A 16,209-nucleotide genomic window follows, 5' to 3' on the forward strand; every position below is an offset into this window, starting at 1 on the left:
CTGTGCAGGCCCCCTAACCAAACTATTCAATATACCCATAATCTTTCAAGCCACAGGGGCGTTGGCTGCACTCACTCACCCAGTCACTTACCTAAGTAAGCTCCTGGGGATTCTTGAGTTTGCCGTCTACCTGCAACTCGAAATCTAAAGGGTATACCTGGTTAATAAGAGCTCAAATAAGAGCGAACCTTATTATTCAGCTTCTACGAAGCTTTCTTCTGCCTGAGAAGCCAGATCCTGAGAACGGCCTTCACGAACGGTAGCAGCTACAGCACCCAGGTACAGGGTTACAGCACGGATTGCATCGTCGTTACCAGGGATAACGAAATCAACGCCATCTGGATCAGAGTTAGTATCAACGATAGAGAATACTGGGATACCCAAGTTATTCGCTTCTTTGATTGCAATGTGTTCGTGATCGGCGTCGATTACAAACAGTGCATCCGGCAAGCCGCCCATGTCTTTGATACCGCCGAGGCTGTTTTCTAACTTAATCAGCTCACGGGTACGCATCAGCGCTTCTTTCTTGGTCAGTTTGTCGAAGGTACCGTCCTGAGACTGGATTTCCAGGTCTTTCAGACGTTTGATGGACTGACGAACGGTTTTCCAGTTAGTCAGCATACCGCCCAACCAGCGATGGTTCACGAAGAACTGATCGCAGCTCAGAGCAGCTTCTTTTACTGGTTCGCTTGCTGCGCGCTTAGTACCAACGAAAAGGATTTTGCCTTTACGAGAAGAAATCTTGCTCAGTTCAGCCAAAGCTTCGTTGAACATAGGTACAGTTTTTTCAAGGTTGATGATGTGAACTTTGTTACGAGCGCCGAAGATGAAAGGCTTCATTTTCGGGTTCCAGTAACGGGTTTGGTGACCGAAGTGAACACCAGCCTTGAGCATGTCGCGCATGGAAACAGTTGCCATGATTAAAACCTCTATATAGTGATTGGGGTTAAGCCTCCACGTATCCCATATTACCGACCCCAAAGGGCACCCCGGAATATGTGTCGATACGTGTGTGTTATTTACACAAAGTGAGAGTGTTGGCTGTATCCGAAAAATCGAAATACAAGTCCGGCGCGCTTTATACCATAAAACGCACCAGGACTCCAATAGTTGTTGGCAGATAGTGCGCGCAAGGATTCTCAATTTGGCACCGATCGCCTGCCCTGATAACATTGCTATACACTTGCTCAATTATTGTCGATATTGACGACACCTGCGGATCGAATTAATGGCTATCTCAATTAAAACCCCTGAAGAAATTGCAAAAATGCGCGTTGCGGGCAGGCTTGCCGCTGAAGTGCTGGAAATGATTGAACCTCACGTGCGGCCTGGTGTTAGCACTGGTGAGTTGGATCGTATTTGCAACGATTACATCGTTAACAACCAACAGGCTATTTCAGCGTGTTTGGGTTACCACGGCTTCCCAAAATCCGTGTGCATCTCCATCAACGAAGTGGTATGCCACGGTATCCCTGATGACACTAAAATTTTGAAAGATGGCGACATCGTCAACATCGACGTCACTGTCATCAAAGATGAATACCACGGCGATACCTCAAAAATGTTCCTCGTGGGCAAACCAACCATCCTTGGTGAGCGTCTGTGTCGTATCACGCAAGAAAGCCTGTATTTGTCTCTGCGCATGGTAAAACCAGGCATTCGCCTGCGTACCCTCGGTGCGGCAATTCAGAAGTTCGTTGAAGCAGAAGGTTTTTCTGTAGTACGTGAATACTGTGGACACGGTATTGGTCGCGTATTCCACGAAGAACCACAAGTGCTGCATTATGATGCTGACGACGGCGGCGTAGTACTGCAACCGGGTATGACGTTCACCATCGAGCCGATGGTGAACTCCGGTGATTACCGCATTCGCACCATGAAAGACGGTTGGACGGTGAAAACCAAAGATCGCAGCTTGTCTGCACAATACGAGCATACTATTGTGGTGACAGATAACGGCTGCGAAATTCTCACTTTGCGTAAAGATGACACCATCCCAAGTGTGATTTCGCATAACGAGTGATTCGCCTGACGAAAGTCAGCGATCGAAGCCGGCTTATGCCGGCTTTTTTTATGGATGGCGACATGACCCAGAGTTTACCCGAGCAGTACGCGACCACAGTGCTTCCTGAGATTTCCGGGCAACCTGAATACCCCGTCAGTTGGCCAGATGCAGAGCTTGAATGCAGCCAGATAAAAGCCCGAATCGACCTCTTCCAGCAATGGCTGGGGCGCGCTTTTGATGACGGGATTTCAGCCGAAAAGTTAATGGATGCCCGCACCGAATTTATCGATCAACTGCTACAGCGGTTGTGGCTGAAATATGACTTTGGCGATGTTGCCGAAACGGCTCTGGTCGCGGTTGGGGGATACGGACGCGGGGAGCTACATCCTCTTTCCGACATTGACTTACTGATTCTCAGCCGTAAGCGTCTGACCGAATCTCAAGCCCAGAAAATCGGCGAGCTGCTAACGCTATTGTGGGATGTGAAACTGGAAGTCGGCCACAGCGTGCGTACGCTTGAAGAGTGTTTACTCGAAGGTTTGTCAGATTTAACCGTCGCCACTAACTTGATTGAATCGCGCTTGCTGATTGGCGATGTCGCTCTGTTTCTCGAACTTCAAAAACACATTTTTAGCGATGGTTTTTGGCCATCGGCGAAATTCTTTGCCGCCAAAATTGACGAGCAAAACGAACGTCATCAACGTTATCACGGTACCAGTTATAACCTCGAGCCAGATATCAAAAGTAGCCCCGGTGGCCTGCGCGACATCCATACCCTGCAATGGGTTGCCCGTCGCCACTTTGGCGCAACGTCATTAAGTGAAATGGTCGGCTTTGGCTTTTTAACCGAAGCGGAACGAAATGAACTCGACGAATGTCAGCACCTGTTATGGCGCATCCGTTTTGCGCTGCATCTTGAAGTGAATCGCTATGACAACCGCTTATTGTTCGACCGCCAGCTCAGCGTTGCCCAACGCCTGAATTACACCGGTGAAGGTAATGAGCCAGTCGAGCGCATGATGAAAGATTTTTATCGCGTGACCCGACGTGTGGGTGAGCTTAACCAGATGCTATTGCAGCTTTTTGACGAAGCGATTCTTGCCCTGGACGCCAGCGAAAAACCTCGCCCGCTTGATGATGACTTCCAGCTGCGCGGAACACTGATTGATCTGCGTGACGAAACACTGTTTATGCGCGAGCCACAGGCCATTCTGCGCATGTTTTACACGATGGTACGCAATCGGGACATCACCGGAATTTATTCGACTACCCTGCGCCATTTACGTCATGCACGTCGCCATCTCAAACAGCCTCTTTGCTACATTCCTGAGGCGCGTGAACTGTTTCTGGTTATCCTGCGCCACCCTGGTGCTGTTAGCCGCGCATTATTACCGATGCACCGCCACAGCGTGTTGTGGGCTTATATGCCACAGTGGTCGCATATCGTCGGCCAGATGCAGTTTGACCTATTCCACGCTTATACCGTTGATGAACATACTATTCGTGTGCTGCTAAAACTGGAGAGTTTCGCCAAAGAAGAGACTCGCTCGAAACATCCTTTATGTGTGGATCTGTGGCCACGCCTGGCGCATCCGGAACTTATTCTGATCGCAGCCCTGTTCCATGATATCGCCAAAGGCCGTGGCGGAGATCACTCGGTCCTCGGCGCGCAGGACATTGTAAAATTTGCGGAACTTCACGGGCTGAACTCGCGTGAAACACAGTTAGTCGCATGGCTGGTACGCCAGCATTTGCTGATGTCGGTAACGGCACAACGCCGCGATATTCAGGATCCAGAAGTGATTAAGCAGTTCGCTGAAGAGGTACAGACTGAAAACCGCCTGCGCTATTTGGTTTGCCTGACCGTTGCCGATATTTGCGCGACTAACGAAACCTTGTGGAACAGCTGGAAACAAAGCTTGCTACGTGAACTGTACTTCGCAACCGAAAAACAGCTACGCCGCGGGATGCAGAACAGCCCGGATATGCGCGAACGTGTGCGCCATCATCAATTACAGGCGCTGGCATTGTTGCGTATGGACAACATAAACGAAGAAGCCCTGCATAATATCTGGCGCCGTTGCCGGGCAAACTATTTCGTCCGCCATACACCAAACCAAATTGCCTGGCATGCGCGCCATTTACTGAAACACGATCTCAGCAAGCCGATGATTTTACTCAGCCCGCAGGCAACTCGCGGTGGCACCGAAATTTTCATCTGGAGCCCTGACCGCCCTCACCTGTTTGCTGCGGTTTGCGCGGAGTTAGACCGGCGTAACCTTAGTGTTCACGACGCGCAAATCTTTACCACCCGCGACGGAATGGCGATGGATACCTTTATTGTACTGGAGCCAGACGGCAGCCCGCTTTCCGCCGACAGGCACGAGCTTATTTGCCACAGCCTGGAACAAGCCATCACGCAAGCCAGCTGGCAGCCACCACAACCCCGGCGCCAGTCGGCAAAACTGCGCCATTTTACTGTCGATACTGAGGTGAATTTCCTGCCGACACACACCGACAGACGCACATTCCTGGAGCTGATTGCTTTAGATCAGCCAGGTTTGCTGGCAAGGGTTGGGGAAGTATTTGCCGATCTCGGGATCTCGCTTTATGGCGCAAGAATCACGACAATTGGTGAGCGAGTAGAAGATTTATTTATAATAGCCACTGCCGACCGGCGTGCTCTTAATGATGAGTTACAACAGGAAGTACAGCAACGGTTGACAGCGGCCCTTAATCCCAACGATAAATAACAGTCTTTTTTAATTCAGCTACGATCAGGAAAATTTTAATGCAGCAGCTACAAAATATCATTGAAACCGCTTTCGAGCGCCGCGCCGAAATCACTCCGGCAAATGCAGATACCGTGACTCGTGAAGCGGTAAACCAGGTCATCTCCCTGCTCGACAGCGGTGCGCTGCGCGTTGCCGAAAAAATTGATGGCCAGTGGGTTACCCACCAGTGGCTCAAAAAAGCCGTTCTGCTCTCTTTCCGTATCAATGACAACCAGGTTATTGATGGCGCAGAAAGCCGCTACTTCGACAAAGTGCCGATGAAATTCGCCAACTATGACGAAGCACGCTTCCAGAAAGAAGGTTTCCGCGTTGTGCCACCAGCGGCAGTACGCCAGGGCGCATTCATCGCGCGCAATACCGTTCTGATGCCTTCTTACGTCAACATCGGCGCATACGTTGATGAAGGCTCGATGGTTGATACCTGGGCGACCGTAGGTTCTTGCGCGCAGATTGGTAAAAACGTACACCTGTCTGGTGGCGTGGGAATTGGTGGTGTTCTGGAACCACTGCAGGCTAACCCAACCATTATCGAAGATAACTGCTTTATCGGTGCGCGTTCAGAAGTTGTGGAAGGCGTTATCGTTGAAGAAGGGTCTGTCATTTCCATGGGCGTTTACATCGGTCAAAGCACGCGTATTTATGACCGTGAAACGGGTGAAGTGCATTATGGCCGCGTACCAGCAGGCTCCGTAGTTGTTTCCGGTAACCTGCCATCCAAAGATGGTAAGTACAGCTTGTACTGCGCGGTTATCGTGAAAAAAGTAGACGCCAAAACCCGCGGTAAAGTGGGCATCAACGAACTGCTTCGCACTATCGACTAAATATAAATGTTCAAAAGGCGGGGCGACTCGCCTTTTTTGCATCCGGGACTGGCGGAAAGGGAATTTTCCGTTGATTATCTATAGGTTAATGATATCGAAAAGGTAACACTATGTACGATAACTTGAAAAGTCTGGGTATTACCAATCCTGATGAAATCGATCGTTATAGCCTCCGGCAGGAAGCCAACAACGATATCCTGAAAATCTATTTCCAGAAGGATAAAGGCGAGTTTTTTGCTAAAAGCGTGAAGTTTAAATACCCACGCCAGCGTAAAACTGTCGTTGCCGATGGCGTTGGCCAGGGCTACAAAGAAGTACAGGAAATCAGCCCGAACTTGCGTTATGTGATTGATGAACTGGATCAACTGTGTCAGCGCGATCGCACAGAAGTCGATCTGAAACGCAAAATTCTCGACGATCTCCGCCATCTGGAGTCTGTGGTTGCTCATAAGATCAGTGAAATTGAATCCGATCTCGATAAGCTAACCCGCGGTAAATAAAGTCCTGCGTATGCCACGAGTGGATGACACAACGTCATCCACTCTATTTCATCTCTGTTCATCCAGTTGCAACGCCACATACAGCAACAACCGGTCGTCAAAATTCCCTAAGTCCAAACCCGTTAATTCGGAGATGCGATTTAACCGATATTCAAGCGTATTACGATGAATAAACAACGCTTTAGATGTCGCCAGCGGCTGCACATTATGACGAAACCATGCGCTAAGCGTGCGGCGTAATAATCCATTGTTATCCATTGATTTCAGACGAGCCAACGGACGAGCCAGTTCGTTCGCCTGCCAACCGCCACGCAAACTATCCAACAGCACCGGCAACATCAAATCCTGATAAAAATAGCCACGGCTTTCCGGCATACGCTGTTTACCAACTATCATGGTGGTGCGAGCGGTACGATACGAACGTGCGATACTGCCAGGGCCGGTAAAATAGTTGCCCAATGCAACGCGAAAACGCAGCTGACCGTTTTCTTTCATGCGGCTAATCAACTGTTCAACGCGTTTGCGATGATCTTCTGCATCCCAACGGCCAAACTGGTTGAGTGCCGGTTTCAGCACGACCATTTCGGTTAACGACACAATAGCAATCAGGTTATTTCTCTCAGGTGTCGTCAGCGCAGTTTGCAGTTGTTGCAACTCTTCCATGGCACTGTCCACGCCAAGCTGACCGCTGTCGACTTCCACCACGGCAACCACTCGAGGCTGATTCAGGTCAATCCCCAAACGCTGCGCCCATTCACTCAACGCGGGCGTATGCTCTTCCGCCTGAATCAAATTCATCACCAACTCTTCGCGTAAACGGCTGTCTTGCGCCAGCAGGTGCATCAAACGAGATTGTTCAAGCATCATCTCGGCTGTCATACACACCAACTCACCGTACTTACGCAACGAGCCCGGTTCCCCCGTCAAACCAATTACACCAACGATTTCACCATCGATACGCAAAGGCAGGTTGATGCCCTGACGCACGCCGTGAAGATGCCGGGCTACTGCGTCATCAATATCGACAACACGTCCCTGAGAGAGCACAAGCAACGCACCTTCATGCAGTTCACCAATACGTTCTTTATCACCGCTACCAATAATCCGCCCACGCGCATCCATCACGTTGATGTTGGTATCAATGATGGTCATGGTGCGCGCCACAATGTCCTGCGCCATTTTGGTATCAAGATGCCAGCCAGCCATGCTTCCTCCTGAATCGTGCTAATGGCCTAGCATAGGCGAGATGAATCGCCCCAGCATTGTGCAAATGCACAAAGCACAAAGGAAGAGTATGGAGTTGTGGAAAGGCTCACAAAAAAGGGCCGCATAGCGCGGCCCTGATAGTTTTGAGTGTATCTCAGTGACGATTACTGCATCAGCAGGTAGATAGTGGTATCACCTCGCTGAATGTTCAGCGCCATTACTGACGGTTTAGCGTCAAGAATTTTACGCAATTCAGCAATGTTGTTCACTGCCTGCTGGTTCACACCAATGATGATGTCACCTTTTTTCAGGCCAATACGTGCCGCTGGGGTATTCCCTTTAACGTTGTTAACGATAACCCCTTTTTCGCCTTTACCGCTGCGGTTGCTCATTTCAGCACCTTCAATACCGGTAAAGATGGTTGCTGAGTCAACCTGAGTCTGGCTACTTTGTTGCAACTCCAGATCTACCGATACTGGTTTGCCATCACGCAGCAGGCCAAGAGTCAGTTTGCTACCCACCGGCATAGAACCGACTTCAGCACGCAATGCGGCAAAGCTGGTAATTGCTTTACCGTTCATTGACACCACCACATCACCGGCTTTAATACCCGCTTTTGCAGCAGAAGAGTTTGGCATCACCTGGCTGACAAATGCGCCACGCTGCGCGTCGACTTTCATCGCTTTCGCCAACTCAGAGTTCAGCTCGGTACCCATAATCCCCAGCTCGCCGCGTTTAACCTGGCCGAACTCCACCATCTGAGCAGTCAAGTTTTTCACCATGTTGCTTGGAATGGCAAAGCCGATACCGATGTTGCCGCCGTCCGGTGCCAGAATCGCAGTGTTAATCCCGATCAGTTCGCCATTCAGGTTAACCAGTGCGCCACCCGAGTTACCCCGGTTGATTGCCGCATCTGTCTGGATAAAGTTTTCATAGTTTTCAATGTTAAGACCACTACGACCCAGTGCAGATACAATACCGGAAGTCACGGTTTCACCCAGGCCGTATGGGTTACCAATTGCCACGGTGTAATCACCAACGCGCAATGCGTCTGAATCAGCCATTTTAATGGCAGTCAGATTTTTCGGATCTTGTAATTGCAATAGTGCGATATCAGATCGTGGATCTTTACCCACCACTTTCGCCTCAAACTTGCGACCATCACTCAGTGAGACCTGAATTTTTGTTGCATTATCAACAACGTGGTTGTTGGTCACGACATAGCCTTTCGCTGCGTCAATAATGACACCAGAACCAAGGGCTGCAAATTTCTGTTGCTGTCCACCACCCTGGCCGCCGTTCCCAGGCGCACCTTCCTGGCAGAATGGAGAGCTCTGGAACGGTGAACCTTCCTGGCAGAATGGTGAATTATCACCAAAGAATTGCTGGAAGTTACGTCCCATGCGTGGCGTGTTAACGGTAGTGCTGCCTTCAACATTGATGCTCACCACTGAAGGCATCACTTTTTCCAGCATCGGCGCAAGGCTTGGAAGCGGTTGTGCTGCGGATGCGGAAGATGCGGTTTCTGCTGCAATTGCAGATACAGGGCTCAGCGCTAAACCCAAACTCAGAGCCAGCGCGCTCATTGCTAAAGTTGTTTTTTTCATTGATTTCGATCCAAAGTTAATAAGTCACGCAAAATTGCTGTGTAGGCCAATATAGAGTGACTAATGCGACGCTAAGTTCCGTCTATAAGTCACTGGAAAACGTAAAAGTTTATTGTCCGTCTTTACAAAACTCAGCGACTCCATTACTCCACAGCCATCAGACGACGATATTCATCCCAGGCGAATAAGTCCGTCATTCCACTGATATAATCCTGAATCAGGCGGCAGCGGTAGTAATATTCCCATACCGGAAAATCACTGGCCGACGGCGTCAAATCATTGACTGCCTCTATGTAAGCAAGCCGATGTTTTGTCGATAATTTATGGAATAACCGACTCTCAATCGGCAAACGGCGTAAACTTTCCTTTTCCACCAACTCAGCAAAATCCTCAAGGGATATATTGAGTAAGGGACTGTAAATATCAAGTAAGCCGCTTATTACCCGATAACCCTGTAACTCTAACTGCTCAACCTCCGGGTGGCTAAACACGTGTTTGAACGCCACTTGTTTATATAACTCCAACAGGCGCGCAAATGGGCTGTCATCTTCAAGAAGCGCGTGATTAAACTCCCCACGAAAGATCTCAGCCAGGTTATCGATAAAACGCTGGGCGGCATACGGCACCAGTTGATTTAGCGTGTTGACACGCAGATACATAAAGAACTGATCTTCGGTGCTGCGGCGCATCTGGTTTGAGCGGGATTTCTCCCAGGCTTCATTCACCACGCGTTCGAAAAGATCCCCCTCGCGATGCTCGCCCCAGGCGTCACATAAGTGCTGGTAAAGTTGATCAACACTGAAAATGCGCTTCTCAACGGCATCTTCGAGATCCGCCACGCAATAAGAGATGTCGTCAGCCGCTTCCATTATCCACGTCAGTGAAAAACGGCTGTACTCACCGAGTTCAAGTTCGCTACGCAAACGCACAATGTACGATTCTTCGGAAAGATAAAAACCCGGCTTCTTCATCAGATAGGCGTGGCTTTCTGGAGGCTCACCAACAAACCAGGCGGGACGGGTATATTTGAGGATGCAGCCAACCTGCGCCCAGGTCAGATTCATACGCAGCAGACTGTGTACCAGACGAATGCCCTGAGCATTGCCCTCAAACTGGCAAAGATCCTGGCGGACTTTACGGCGCAAACCGTTCAGTTGATCTTCGCCTTCGTGCAGACGCAACGTCGCCACACGGCAACGATCATCGCTGCGTGGCTGGCTCCCGGCATCAGCAGGAAACAAACGCTGGCGGAACCAGTCATTTATCGCCGATTCCCCAAAATGACCAAACGGCGGGTTACCGATGTCGTGCATCAGGCAGGCCATTTCGACAATACTTTCAAACGGGCCGGTCAGTTCATGCAGCCCGTAGCGCTCAAGCGCTTGCTGCTCTTTCAAGCGGCTCAACACTTCTTTGGCGATATAGCGCCCGACCTGCTGCACTTCCATTGAATGCGTTAAACGCGTGCGCACCGAAGCATTACGCTCCAGGGGAAAGACTTGTGTTTTCTGCTGCAAGCGGCGAATCGCCGGGGAATTCACGATACGCCCGCGATCGCTTTCAAAAATTCGCAGGATCTCATGCTCGCTTTTCTGCCCTTCTGGCGAGCGGAAACGGCGGTGCCAGTTAATTTTCTTGCGGAAATCTATCTCACTCATGCCCTCTCCTGCGCCGTTTTCTCTGCGGTTTGTCATGGTAGACTATGCGACTGATTTATTACTTTAGCGAGTATCACTATGAAAGCAGGCATTATTGGTGCAATGGAAGAAGAAGTTACGTTGCTGCGTGACAAAATTGAAAACCGTCAAACTCTGACGCTGGCTGGATGTGAAATCTACACCGGCACACTGGACGGCGTTGAAGTCGCATTGTTGAAATCAGGCATCGGTAAAGTGGCAGCAGCCATGGGCGCAACGCTTCTGCTTGAGCATTGCAAACCAGATGTTGTGATTAACACCGGCTCTGCAGGTGGCCTCGCATCCACGCTCAAAGTAGGCGATATCGTGGTTTCCGATGAAGTGCGTTACCACGATGCAGACGTTACCGCTTTTGGCTATGAATATGGTCAATTACCTGGCTGCCCGGCAGGTTTCGCCGCCGACGCCAAACTGATTGCCGCGGCTGAAGAGTGCATTGCCGAGCTGAACCTGAATGCAGTACGTGGCCTGGTGGTCAGCGGTGATGCCTTTATTAATGGTTCTGTGGCATTGGCAAAGATCCAACATAACTTCCCGCAGGCTGTAGCCGTTGAAATGGAAGCGACCGCCGTTGCGCACGTTTGCCATAATTTTGGCACACCATTTGTGGTGGTTCGCGCGATTTCCGACGTCGCCGACCAACAATCTCACCTGAGCTTTGACGAGTTCCTCGCCGTAGCGGCGAAGCAGTCCACGCTGATGGTTGAAAAACTGGTACAGAAACTGGCTCGTGCATAATAAAAAAATCTGGCGCGGGCTCACCGCGCTGCTGTGTTGCCTCCCGGCGTTGCTGATTGCAGCGCCGCGGGTTATCTCATTGTCGCCCAGTAATACTGAACTGGCGTACGCTGCGGGAATTACCCCTGTGGCGGTCAGCGCGTGGTCGAATTATCCGGATGCTGCCAAAAAACTTGAGCAAGTCTCTAATTGGCAGGGGATGAACCTCGAACGTATCGTGGCACTTAAACCCGATGTAGTGCTGGCATGGCGTGGCGGTAATGCCGAACGGCAAGTCAATCAAATGCAGGCACTGGGGATTAAAGTCATTTGGCTTGATCCAACAACCGTTGAAGGTGTGGTTGCCGCACTGCGTCAACTTGGCCAATTCAGCCCAACACCACAAACTGCCCAGGACGCCGCAGATCGGCTGGCAAAAGAATTTGCTGAGTTAAAAGCCCAGTACTCTCAACACCCGAAGAAAAAAGTATTCCTGCAATTTGGCCAGCAACCGTTATTTACTTCAGGAAAAGGTTCGATTCAGAACGAAATTCTGGAAGTCTGTGGCGGGCAAAATATCTTTGCGGACAGCCGGGTTCCCTGGCCACAGGTGAGCCGCGAACAAGTGATTAGTCGGCGTCCCCAGGCTATTATTATTACTGGCGATGAGACCCAGATTCCCCCGGTTGAACAATTTTGGAATACCCAGTTAAAAATTCCGGTTATCGCAGTGAATGATGACTGGTTTAGTCGCTCGAGCCCACGTATTATCCTCGCCGCAAAACAGCTCTGTAAGGAGCTGAATAACAATGAACAATGAGGGTAATCTCACATGCTTGTCTATTGGCTGGACATCATAGGCACAGCCGTCTTTGCCATATCCGGCGTATTGTTAGCTGGAAAACTCCGTATGGACCCGTTCGGTGTACTGGTGCTGGGCGTAGTGACAGCTGTGGGCGGTGGGACAATACGCGATATGGCTCTGGATAACGGCCCGGTATTTTGGGTTAAAGACCCGACCGACTTAGTAGTCGCGATGGTGACCTGTTTACTCACTATCCTGTTAATACGCCAGCCGCGTCGCCTGCCAAAATGGATTTTACCGGTACTGGATGCGGTCGGTCTTGCGGTGTTTGTCGGGATTGGGGTAAATAAAGCATTTCTGGCTGGCGCCAGCCCGCTGATTGCTATCTGCATGGGCGTGCTCACTGGCGTTGGTGGCGGGATCATTCGTGACGTTTTAGCGCGTGAAATCCCGATGATTCTGCGCACCGAAATCTACGCGACAGCCTGTATTGCAGGCGGTATCGTTCATGCCACCGCCTATCACACCTTCCACGTCCCGCTAGACCAGGCCAGTATGATTGGCATGGTGGTCACGCTAGGGATTCGTCTGGCTGCCATTCGCTGGCACTTAAAACTGCCGACGTTTGCGCTGGATGACCGGTAATTTAGACATAAAAAAGCCGTGTTAAAAAACACGGCTTCGGATAGCTAAACAGGTTTTGTAGGGTGGATAAGCGTTAGCGTCATCCACCATTTTTGTCGGATGGCGCTTCGCTTATCCGACCTACAAAAGAACGATGTCTTTAAACGCTGAAAGATGAACCACACCCGCAGGTGCTCTTGGCGTTCGGGTTGGTCACCACAAAGCGGGAACCTTCCAGACCTTCGGTGTAATCCACCGCGCCACCTACCAGATATTGCAGGCTCATCGGGTCAACAACCAGTGCAACGCCTTGCTTCTCGATAGTCATATCGCCGTCGTTGATCTGGTCATCAAAAGTAAAACCATACTGGAAGCCGCTGCAACCACCACCGGTGATGTAAACGCGCAGTTTCAGATTCGGGTTTTCTTCATCCGCGATCAGGGTTTTTACTTTATTGGCTGCGGCTTCGGTAAACTGCAACGGCAGCACTGCTACGTCATCACTCATTTTTTGCTCCCAACGAAATAAGAAGTCGGGCAAAGAATAACCCGATCTTTAGCGCCATTATCTAATACCCGAGTAAATCGTTCAAGTATTCTCCCCGACCGGGTTTTGCTGCTCTTTGCTGTGCTTTTCGGCGTCTTGTTTGGCAAGCGTACGCGCAAGGATCGAGGAGTATAGCGGTTTTCCACCCAGGAATTGTGCCAATAGTGTCGCGCCCAGGCAGGTAATAATCATTGGCAGAATGAGCTGATAATTGTCAGTCATTTCCAGAACCAGCACAATTCCCGTCAGTGGTGCACGCACGGAAGCCGCAAATAATGCGCCCATACCAGCAATGGCAAATGTTCCCACTTCAAGATGATAGGCCGGGAACCAGGCGACACTAGCGGCACCGAAAGCCGTACCCAGCAATGTGCCCAGTGCCAACATTGGCGCAAAGATCCCACCCGGCGCACCAGATGCGAAGCACAACAATGTGGTAATCACCCGGGCAATAAAAATAAATAGCAGCATGCCGATGGTGTAGTTACCCGCCGCAGCAATAGGAATCAAGTTAAAACCGCCACCGGCTGCTGCGGGCTGAATGAGACCTAACACACCGCAAACACCGCCCAACAGGCCACCGATGATCACCCATTTTTTGAGGTTGCCGCCATGGATACGCTGGAACATATCCTGAGTGCGAAACACCATCGCATTAAACATGACGCCGACAATGCCAAATACCATGCCGAGCACCAGATATAGCCACAGTGTATTAACCGGCGCGTTAGAAAGTTTCTCGACTTCAATAACCGCATTTTCACCGTTAAAAATACGGAACACGACGCTCGACATAATCACGCCGATAAACACGGCTTTGATCGAAATGAGGTTGTAGCGGAACTGCGGGCGCATCTCTTCGATGATGAACAAAATGCCCGCCAGCGGAGCGTTAAACGCCGCGGATAAACCAGCAGCCGCACCGGTGGCTAACAGTGAATGGCGAGCTTCGGCACCGCGCAGACGGAAAATATCCAGCACCATACGGCCGATATTCCCGCCAAGTTGTACTGTTGGTCCTTCGCGGCCCAGCACCATGCCCGCGCCGAGCGTCCCCATGCCGCCGATGAATTTCACCGGGATGACACGCCACCAGCGAACCGGGCGCAACTCTTCAAGCGCACCTTCAATTTCAGGGATGCCTGAACCGCCTGCTTCCGGCGCAAAACGACGCACCAGATAGTAGCCGATCATCGCCAAAAGCATTGAACTGATGAATGCCAGCGGCCAGACGATCACGCTGTAATCTGCCACATGCGCCAGCATCGCCAGGCGATTTTGTTGAATCCAGGTCACTGATTTTTCAAACGCGACCCCCACTAAACCGGTTAACGTCCCTACTATCGCGGCCATAAAAAGAATAGCGACAGGGGTTTTATCCTGTCGAATCAGGCGACGCACCATGTCGCCCCGGCGTAAGCGCACAACCTGTTGTGCTTCAAAAGAGGGCTGGGAGTGATTCATTAGGCTAATCATTTATTGGTAATACAAATCGAGCGGGCATTCTACTCCCTCGACGCGTTTGGGCAATACTTTCATAACGTCGGCGGTTTCCCTTAGAATAGTGCGTTGCCATTCTTTATACGAATCCAGGAGCCGCTCCATGAGTAAGTCTGAAAACCTGTACGCTGCCGCACGTAAAGTCATCCCGGGTGGGGTGAATTCGCCAGTTCGTGCTTTCACCGGCGTCGGCGGTGTGCCGCTGTTTATCGAACGTGCTGACGGGGCTTACCTGTTTGACGCAGACGGCAAAGCCTATATCGATTACGTAGGTTCATGGGGGCCAATGGTTCTCGGCCATAACCATCCGGCGATTCGCAATGCGGTCATTGAAGCAGTTGAGCGCGGTTTAAGCTTTGGTGCGCCGACGGAGATGGAAGTAAAAATGGCGGAGCTGGTTACCGAACTGGTTCCAACAATGGACATGGTTCGCATGGTGAACTCCGGTACAGAAGCCACCATGAGCGCGATTCGTCTGGCGCGTGGTTTCACCGGGCGCGATAAAATCATCAAATTCGAAGGCTGCTATCACGGTCACGCCGATTGCCTGCTGGTGAAAGCCGGTTCTGGTGCCCTGACCCTTGGCCAGCCAAATTCACCGGGCGTTCCGGCTGATTTCGCCAAACATACCCTCACCTGTACCTATAACGATCTCGCCTCGGTGCGCGCCGCGTTCGAGCAATATCCGCAAGACATCGCTTGTATTATCGTTGAGCCGGTTGCCGGCAACATGAACTGCATTCCGCCAAACGATGATTTCCTGCCAGGCCTGCGCGCGTTGTGCGATGAGTTTGGCGCACTGTTTATTATCGACGAAGTGATGACTGGCTTCCGTGTCGCGCTGGCTGGCGCACAGTCTTACTACGGCGTGGAGCCTGACTTAACCTGTCTGGGCAAAATCATCGGTGGTGGCATGCCTGTCGGAGCATTCGGTGGCCGTCGTGAAATTATGGATGCGCTGGCACCAACCGGACCGGTTTATCAAGCGGGAACACTTTCCGGTAACCCAATTGCCATGGCTGCAGGCTACGCTTGCCTGACAGAAGTCGCACAACCGGGCATTCACCAGACGTTGACCGAACTGACCGAAATGCTGGCTGATGGCTTGTTGAATGCAGCGATTGCCGAAAATATCCCACTGGTGGTGAATAATGTTGGGGGGATGTTTGGTTTGTTCTTCACCGATGCCGAGAGCGTAACGTGCTATCAGGATGTGATGGCGTGTGACGTTGAACGCTTTAAAAAGTTCTTCCACTTAATGCTGGAAGAAGGTGTTTACCTGGCACCGTCTGCGTTTGAAGCAGGCTTTATGTCAGTTGCCCATTCGAAAGAAGATATTCAGAAGACTATCGACGCTGCGCGTCGGGCATTCGCAAAACTGTAAC

Annotated in this window: 14 protein-coding genes; 8 read left to right on the plus strand and 6 right to left on the minus strand. The window is 50.9% G+C overall.

Translation table 11 applies throughout. From position 1 onward, the window contains the following. Window positions 1–192 precede the first annotated feature (192 nt). Window positions 193–918, minus strand: a complete 726-nt coding sequence (gene rpsB / locus MNO13_RS19795) for a 30S ribosomal protein S2 (RefSeq protein ID WP_064516318.1) — start codon at window positions 916–918, stop codon at window positions 193–195. Between the two features lie 310 nt (window positions 919–1,228). Here rpsB and map point away from each other — a divergent pair, with 310 nt between their 5' ends. The 4 genes from map (at window position 1,229) to MNO13_RS19815 (ending at window position 6,121) form a co-directional block, all read left to right on the plus strand. After that, window positions 1,229–2,023 carry a type I methionyl aminopeptidase gene (map, locus tag MNO13_RS19800; RefSeq protein ID WP_064539784.1) on the plus strand — a complete coding sequence of 265 codons (795 nt, stop codon included), beginning with the start codon at window positions 1,229–1,231 and terminating at the stop codon, window positions 2,021–2,023. Between the two features lie 62 nt (window positions 2,024–2,085). Next, entirely contained in the window at window positions 2,086–4,758 is a 2,673-nt protein-coding gene (gene glnD, locus MNO13_RS19805; protein WP_064540234.1) for a bifunctional uridylyltransferase/uridylyl-removing protein GlnD, read from the plus strand. A 38-nt stretch (window positions 4,759–4,796) separates the two neighbouring features. Further along, a complete protein-coding gene (dapD, locus tag MNO13_RS19810) occupies window positions 4,797–5,621 on the plus strand; it encodes a 2,3,4,5-tetrahydropyridine-2,6-dicarboxylate N-succinyltransferase (RefSeq protein ID WP_064539786.1) in 825 nt (274 codons plus the stop codon). Between the two features lie 110 nt (window positions 5,622–5,731). Further along, entirely contained in the window at window positions 5,732–6,121 is a 390-nt protein-coding gene (locus MNO13_RS19815; protein WP_034493480.1) for a DUF3461 family protein, read from the plus strand. Between the two features lie 48 nt (window positions 6,122–6,169). Here the strand turns inward: MNO13_RS19815 and cdaR are convergent, their stop codons facing one another. The 3 genes from cdaR to dgt form a co-directional block, all read right to left on the minus strand. Further along, window positions 6,170–7,327, minus strand: coding sequence for a DNA-binding transcriptional regulator CdaR (gene cdaR / locus MNO13_RS19820; RefSeq protein WP_121814277.1), 1,158 nt, complete (start codon window positions 7,325–7,327; stop codon window positions 6,170–6,172). 164 nt (window positions 7,328–7,491) lie between these two features. After that, the gene (degP, locus tag MNO13_RS19825; RefSeq protein ID WP_064539790.1) at window positions 7,492–8,934 is read right to left on the minus strand and encodes a serine endoprotease DegP; all 1,443 of its coding nucleotides are present in this window, start codon (window positions 8,932–8,934) and stop codon (window positions 7,492–7,494) included. A gap of 143 nt (window positions 8,935–9,077) precedes the next feature. Beyond that, entirely contained in the window at window positions 9,078–10,592 is a 1,515-nt protein-coding gene (gene dgt / locus MNO13_RS19830) for a dGTPase (RefSeq protein ID WP_121814278.1), read from the minus strand. Window positions 10,593–10,670: 78 nt separating this feature from the next. On the opposite strand from dgt, the gene mtnN reads away from it, so the two are divergent. From mtnN to MNO13_RS19845, 3 genes are read left to right on the plus strand one after another with little or no spacing between them, the layout of a single operon-like run. Further along, window positions 10,671–11,369, plus strand: coding sequence for a 5'-methylthioadenosine/S-adenosylhomocysteine nucleosidase (mtnN, locus tag MNO13_RS19835; RefSeq protein WP_064539794.1), 699 nt, complete (start codon window positions 10,671–10,673; stop codon window positions 11,367–11,369). Beyond that, a complete protein-coding gene (gene btuF / locus MNO13_RS19840) occupies window positions 11,362–12,168 on the plus strand; it encodes a vitamin B12 ABC transporter substrate-binding protein BtuF (protein WP_064539796.1) in 807 nt (268 codons plus the stop codon). The genes mtnN and btuF overlap by 8 nt, the downstream gene beginning before the upstream one ends. Before the next feature lie 12 nt (window positions 12,169–12,180). Next, window positions 12,181–12,798, plus strand: a complete 618-nt coding sequence (locus MNO13_RS19845) for a TRIC cation channel family protein (protein ID WP_064539798.1) — start codon at window positions 12,181–12,183, stop codon at window positions 12,796–12,798. A gap of 139 nt (window positions 12,799–12,937) precedes the next feature. Here MNO13_RS19845 and erpA read toward each other — a convergent pair whose 3' ends face one another. After that, a complete protein-coding gene (gene erpA / locus MNO13_RS19850; protein WP_064539800.1) occupies window positions 12,938–13,285 on the minus strand; it encodes an iron-sulfur cluster insertion protein ErpA in 348 nt (115 codons plus the stop codon). Window positions 13,286–13,366: 81 nt separating this feature from the next. Then, complete coding sequence (gene clcA, locus MNO13_RS19855; RefSeq protein ID WP_064539802.1) at window positions 13,367–14,788, minus strand: H(+)/Cl(-) exchange transporter ClcA; 1,422 nt, start codon at window positions 14,786–14,788, stop codon at window positions 13,367–13,369. A gap of 139 nt (window positions 14,789–14,927) precedes the next feature. Between clcA and hemL the strand changes: the two genes are divergently transcribed. Beyond that, window positions 14,928–16,208: a glutamate-1-semialdehyde 2,1-aminomutase gene (gene hemL, locus MNO13_RS19860; RefSeq protein ID WP_064539804.1), complete on the plus strand. Its 1,281-nt coding sequence runs from the start codon at window positions 14,928–14,930 to the stop codon at window positions 16,206–16,208. Window position 16,209 lies beyond the last annotated feature (1 nt).

The organism is Buttiauxella ferragutiae (assembly GCF_022637515.1).
GTDB lineage: Bacteria > Pseudomonadota > Gammaproteobacteria > Enterobacterales > Enterobacteriaceae > Buttiauxella > Buttiauxella ferragutiae.

Excerpts from the sequence above, each read along its gene's own strand:
- cdaR (WP_121814277.1), bottom strand. The coding sequence starts at position 7,327 with ATGGCTGGCTGGCATCTTGATACCAAAATGGCGCAGGACATTGTGGCG.
- MNO13_RS19815 (WP_034493480.1), top strand. The coding sequence starts at position 5,732 with ATGTACGATAACTTGAAAAGTCTGGGTATTACCAATCCTGATGAAATC.
- rpsB (WP_064516318.1), bottom strand. The coding sequence starts at position 918 with ATGGCAACTGTTTCCATGCGCGACATGCTCAAGGCTGGTGTTCACTTC.
- clcA (WP_064539802.1), bottom strand. The coding sequence starts at position 14,788 with ATGAATCACTCCCAGCCCTCTTTTGAAGCACAACAGGTTGTGCGCTTA.
- dapD (WP_064539786.1), top strand. The coding sequence starts at position 4,797 with ATGCAGCAGCTACAAAATATCATTGAAACCGCTTTCGAGCGCCGCGCC.
- mtnN (WP_064539794.1), top strand. The coding sequence starts at position 10,671 with ATGAAAGCAGGCATTATTGGTGCAATGGAAGAAGAAGTTACGTTGCTG.
- hemL (WP_064539804.1), top strand. The coding sequence starts at position 14,928 with ATGAGTAAGTCTGAAAACCTGTACGCTGCCGCACGTAAAGTCATCCCG.
- MNO13_RS19845 (WP_064539798.1), top strand. The coding sequence starts at position 12,181 with ATGCTTGTCTATTGGCTGGACATCATAGGCACAGCCGTCTTTGCCATA.
- degP (WP_064539790.1), bottom strand. The coding sequence starts at position 8,934 with ATGAAAAAAACAACTTTAGCAATGAGCGCGCTGGCTCTGAGTTTGGGT.
- dgt (WP_121814278.1), bottom strand. The coding sequence starts at position 10,592 with ATGAGTGAGATAGATTTCCGCAAGAAAATTAACTGGCACCGCCGTTTC.
- map (WP_064539784.1), top strand. The coding sequence starts at position 1,229 with ATGGCTATCTCAATTAAAACCCCTGAAGAAATTGCAAAAATGCGCGTT.
- glnD (WP_064540234.1), top strand. The coding sequence starts at position 2,086 with ATGACCCAGAGTTTACCCGAGCAGTACGCGACCACAGTGCTTCCTGAG.
- erpA (WP_064539800.1), bottom strand. The coding sequence starts at position 13,285 with ATGAGTGATGACGTAGCAGTGCTGCCGTTGCAGTTTACCGAAGCCGCA.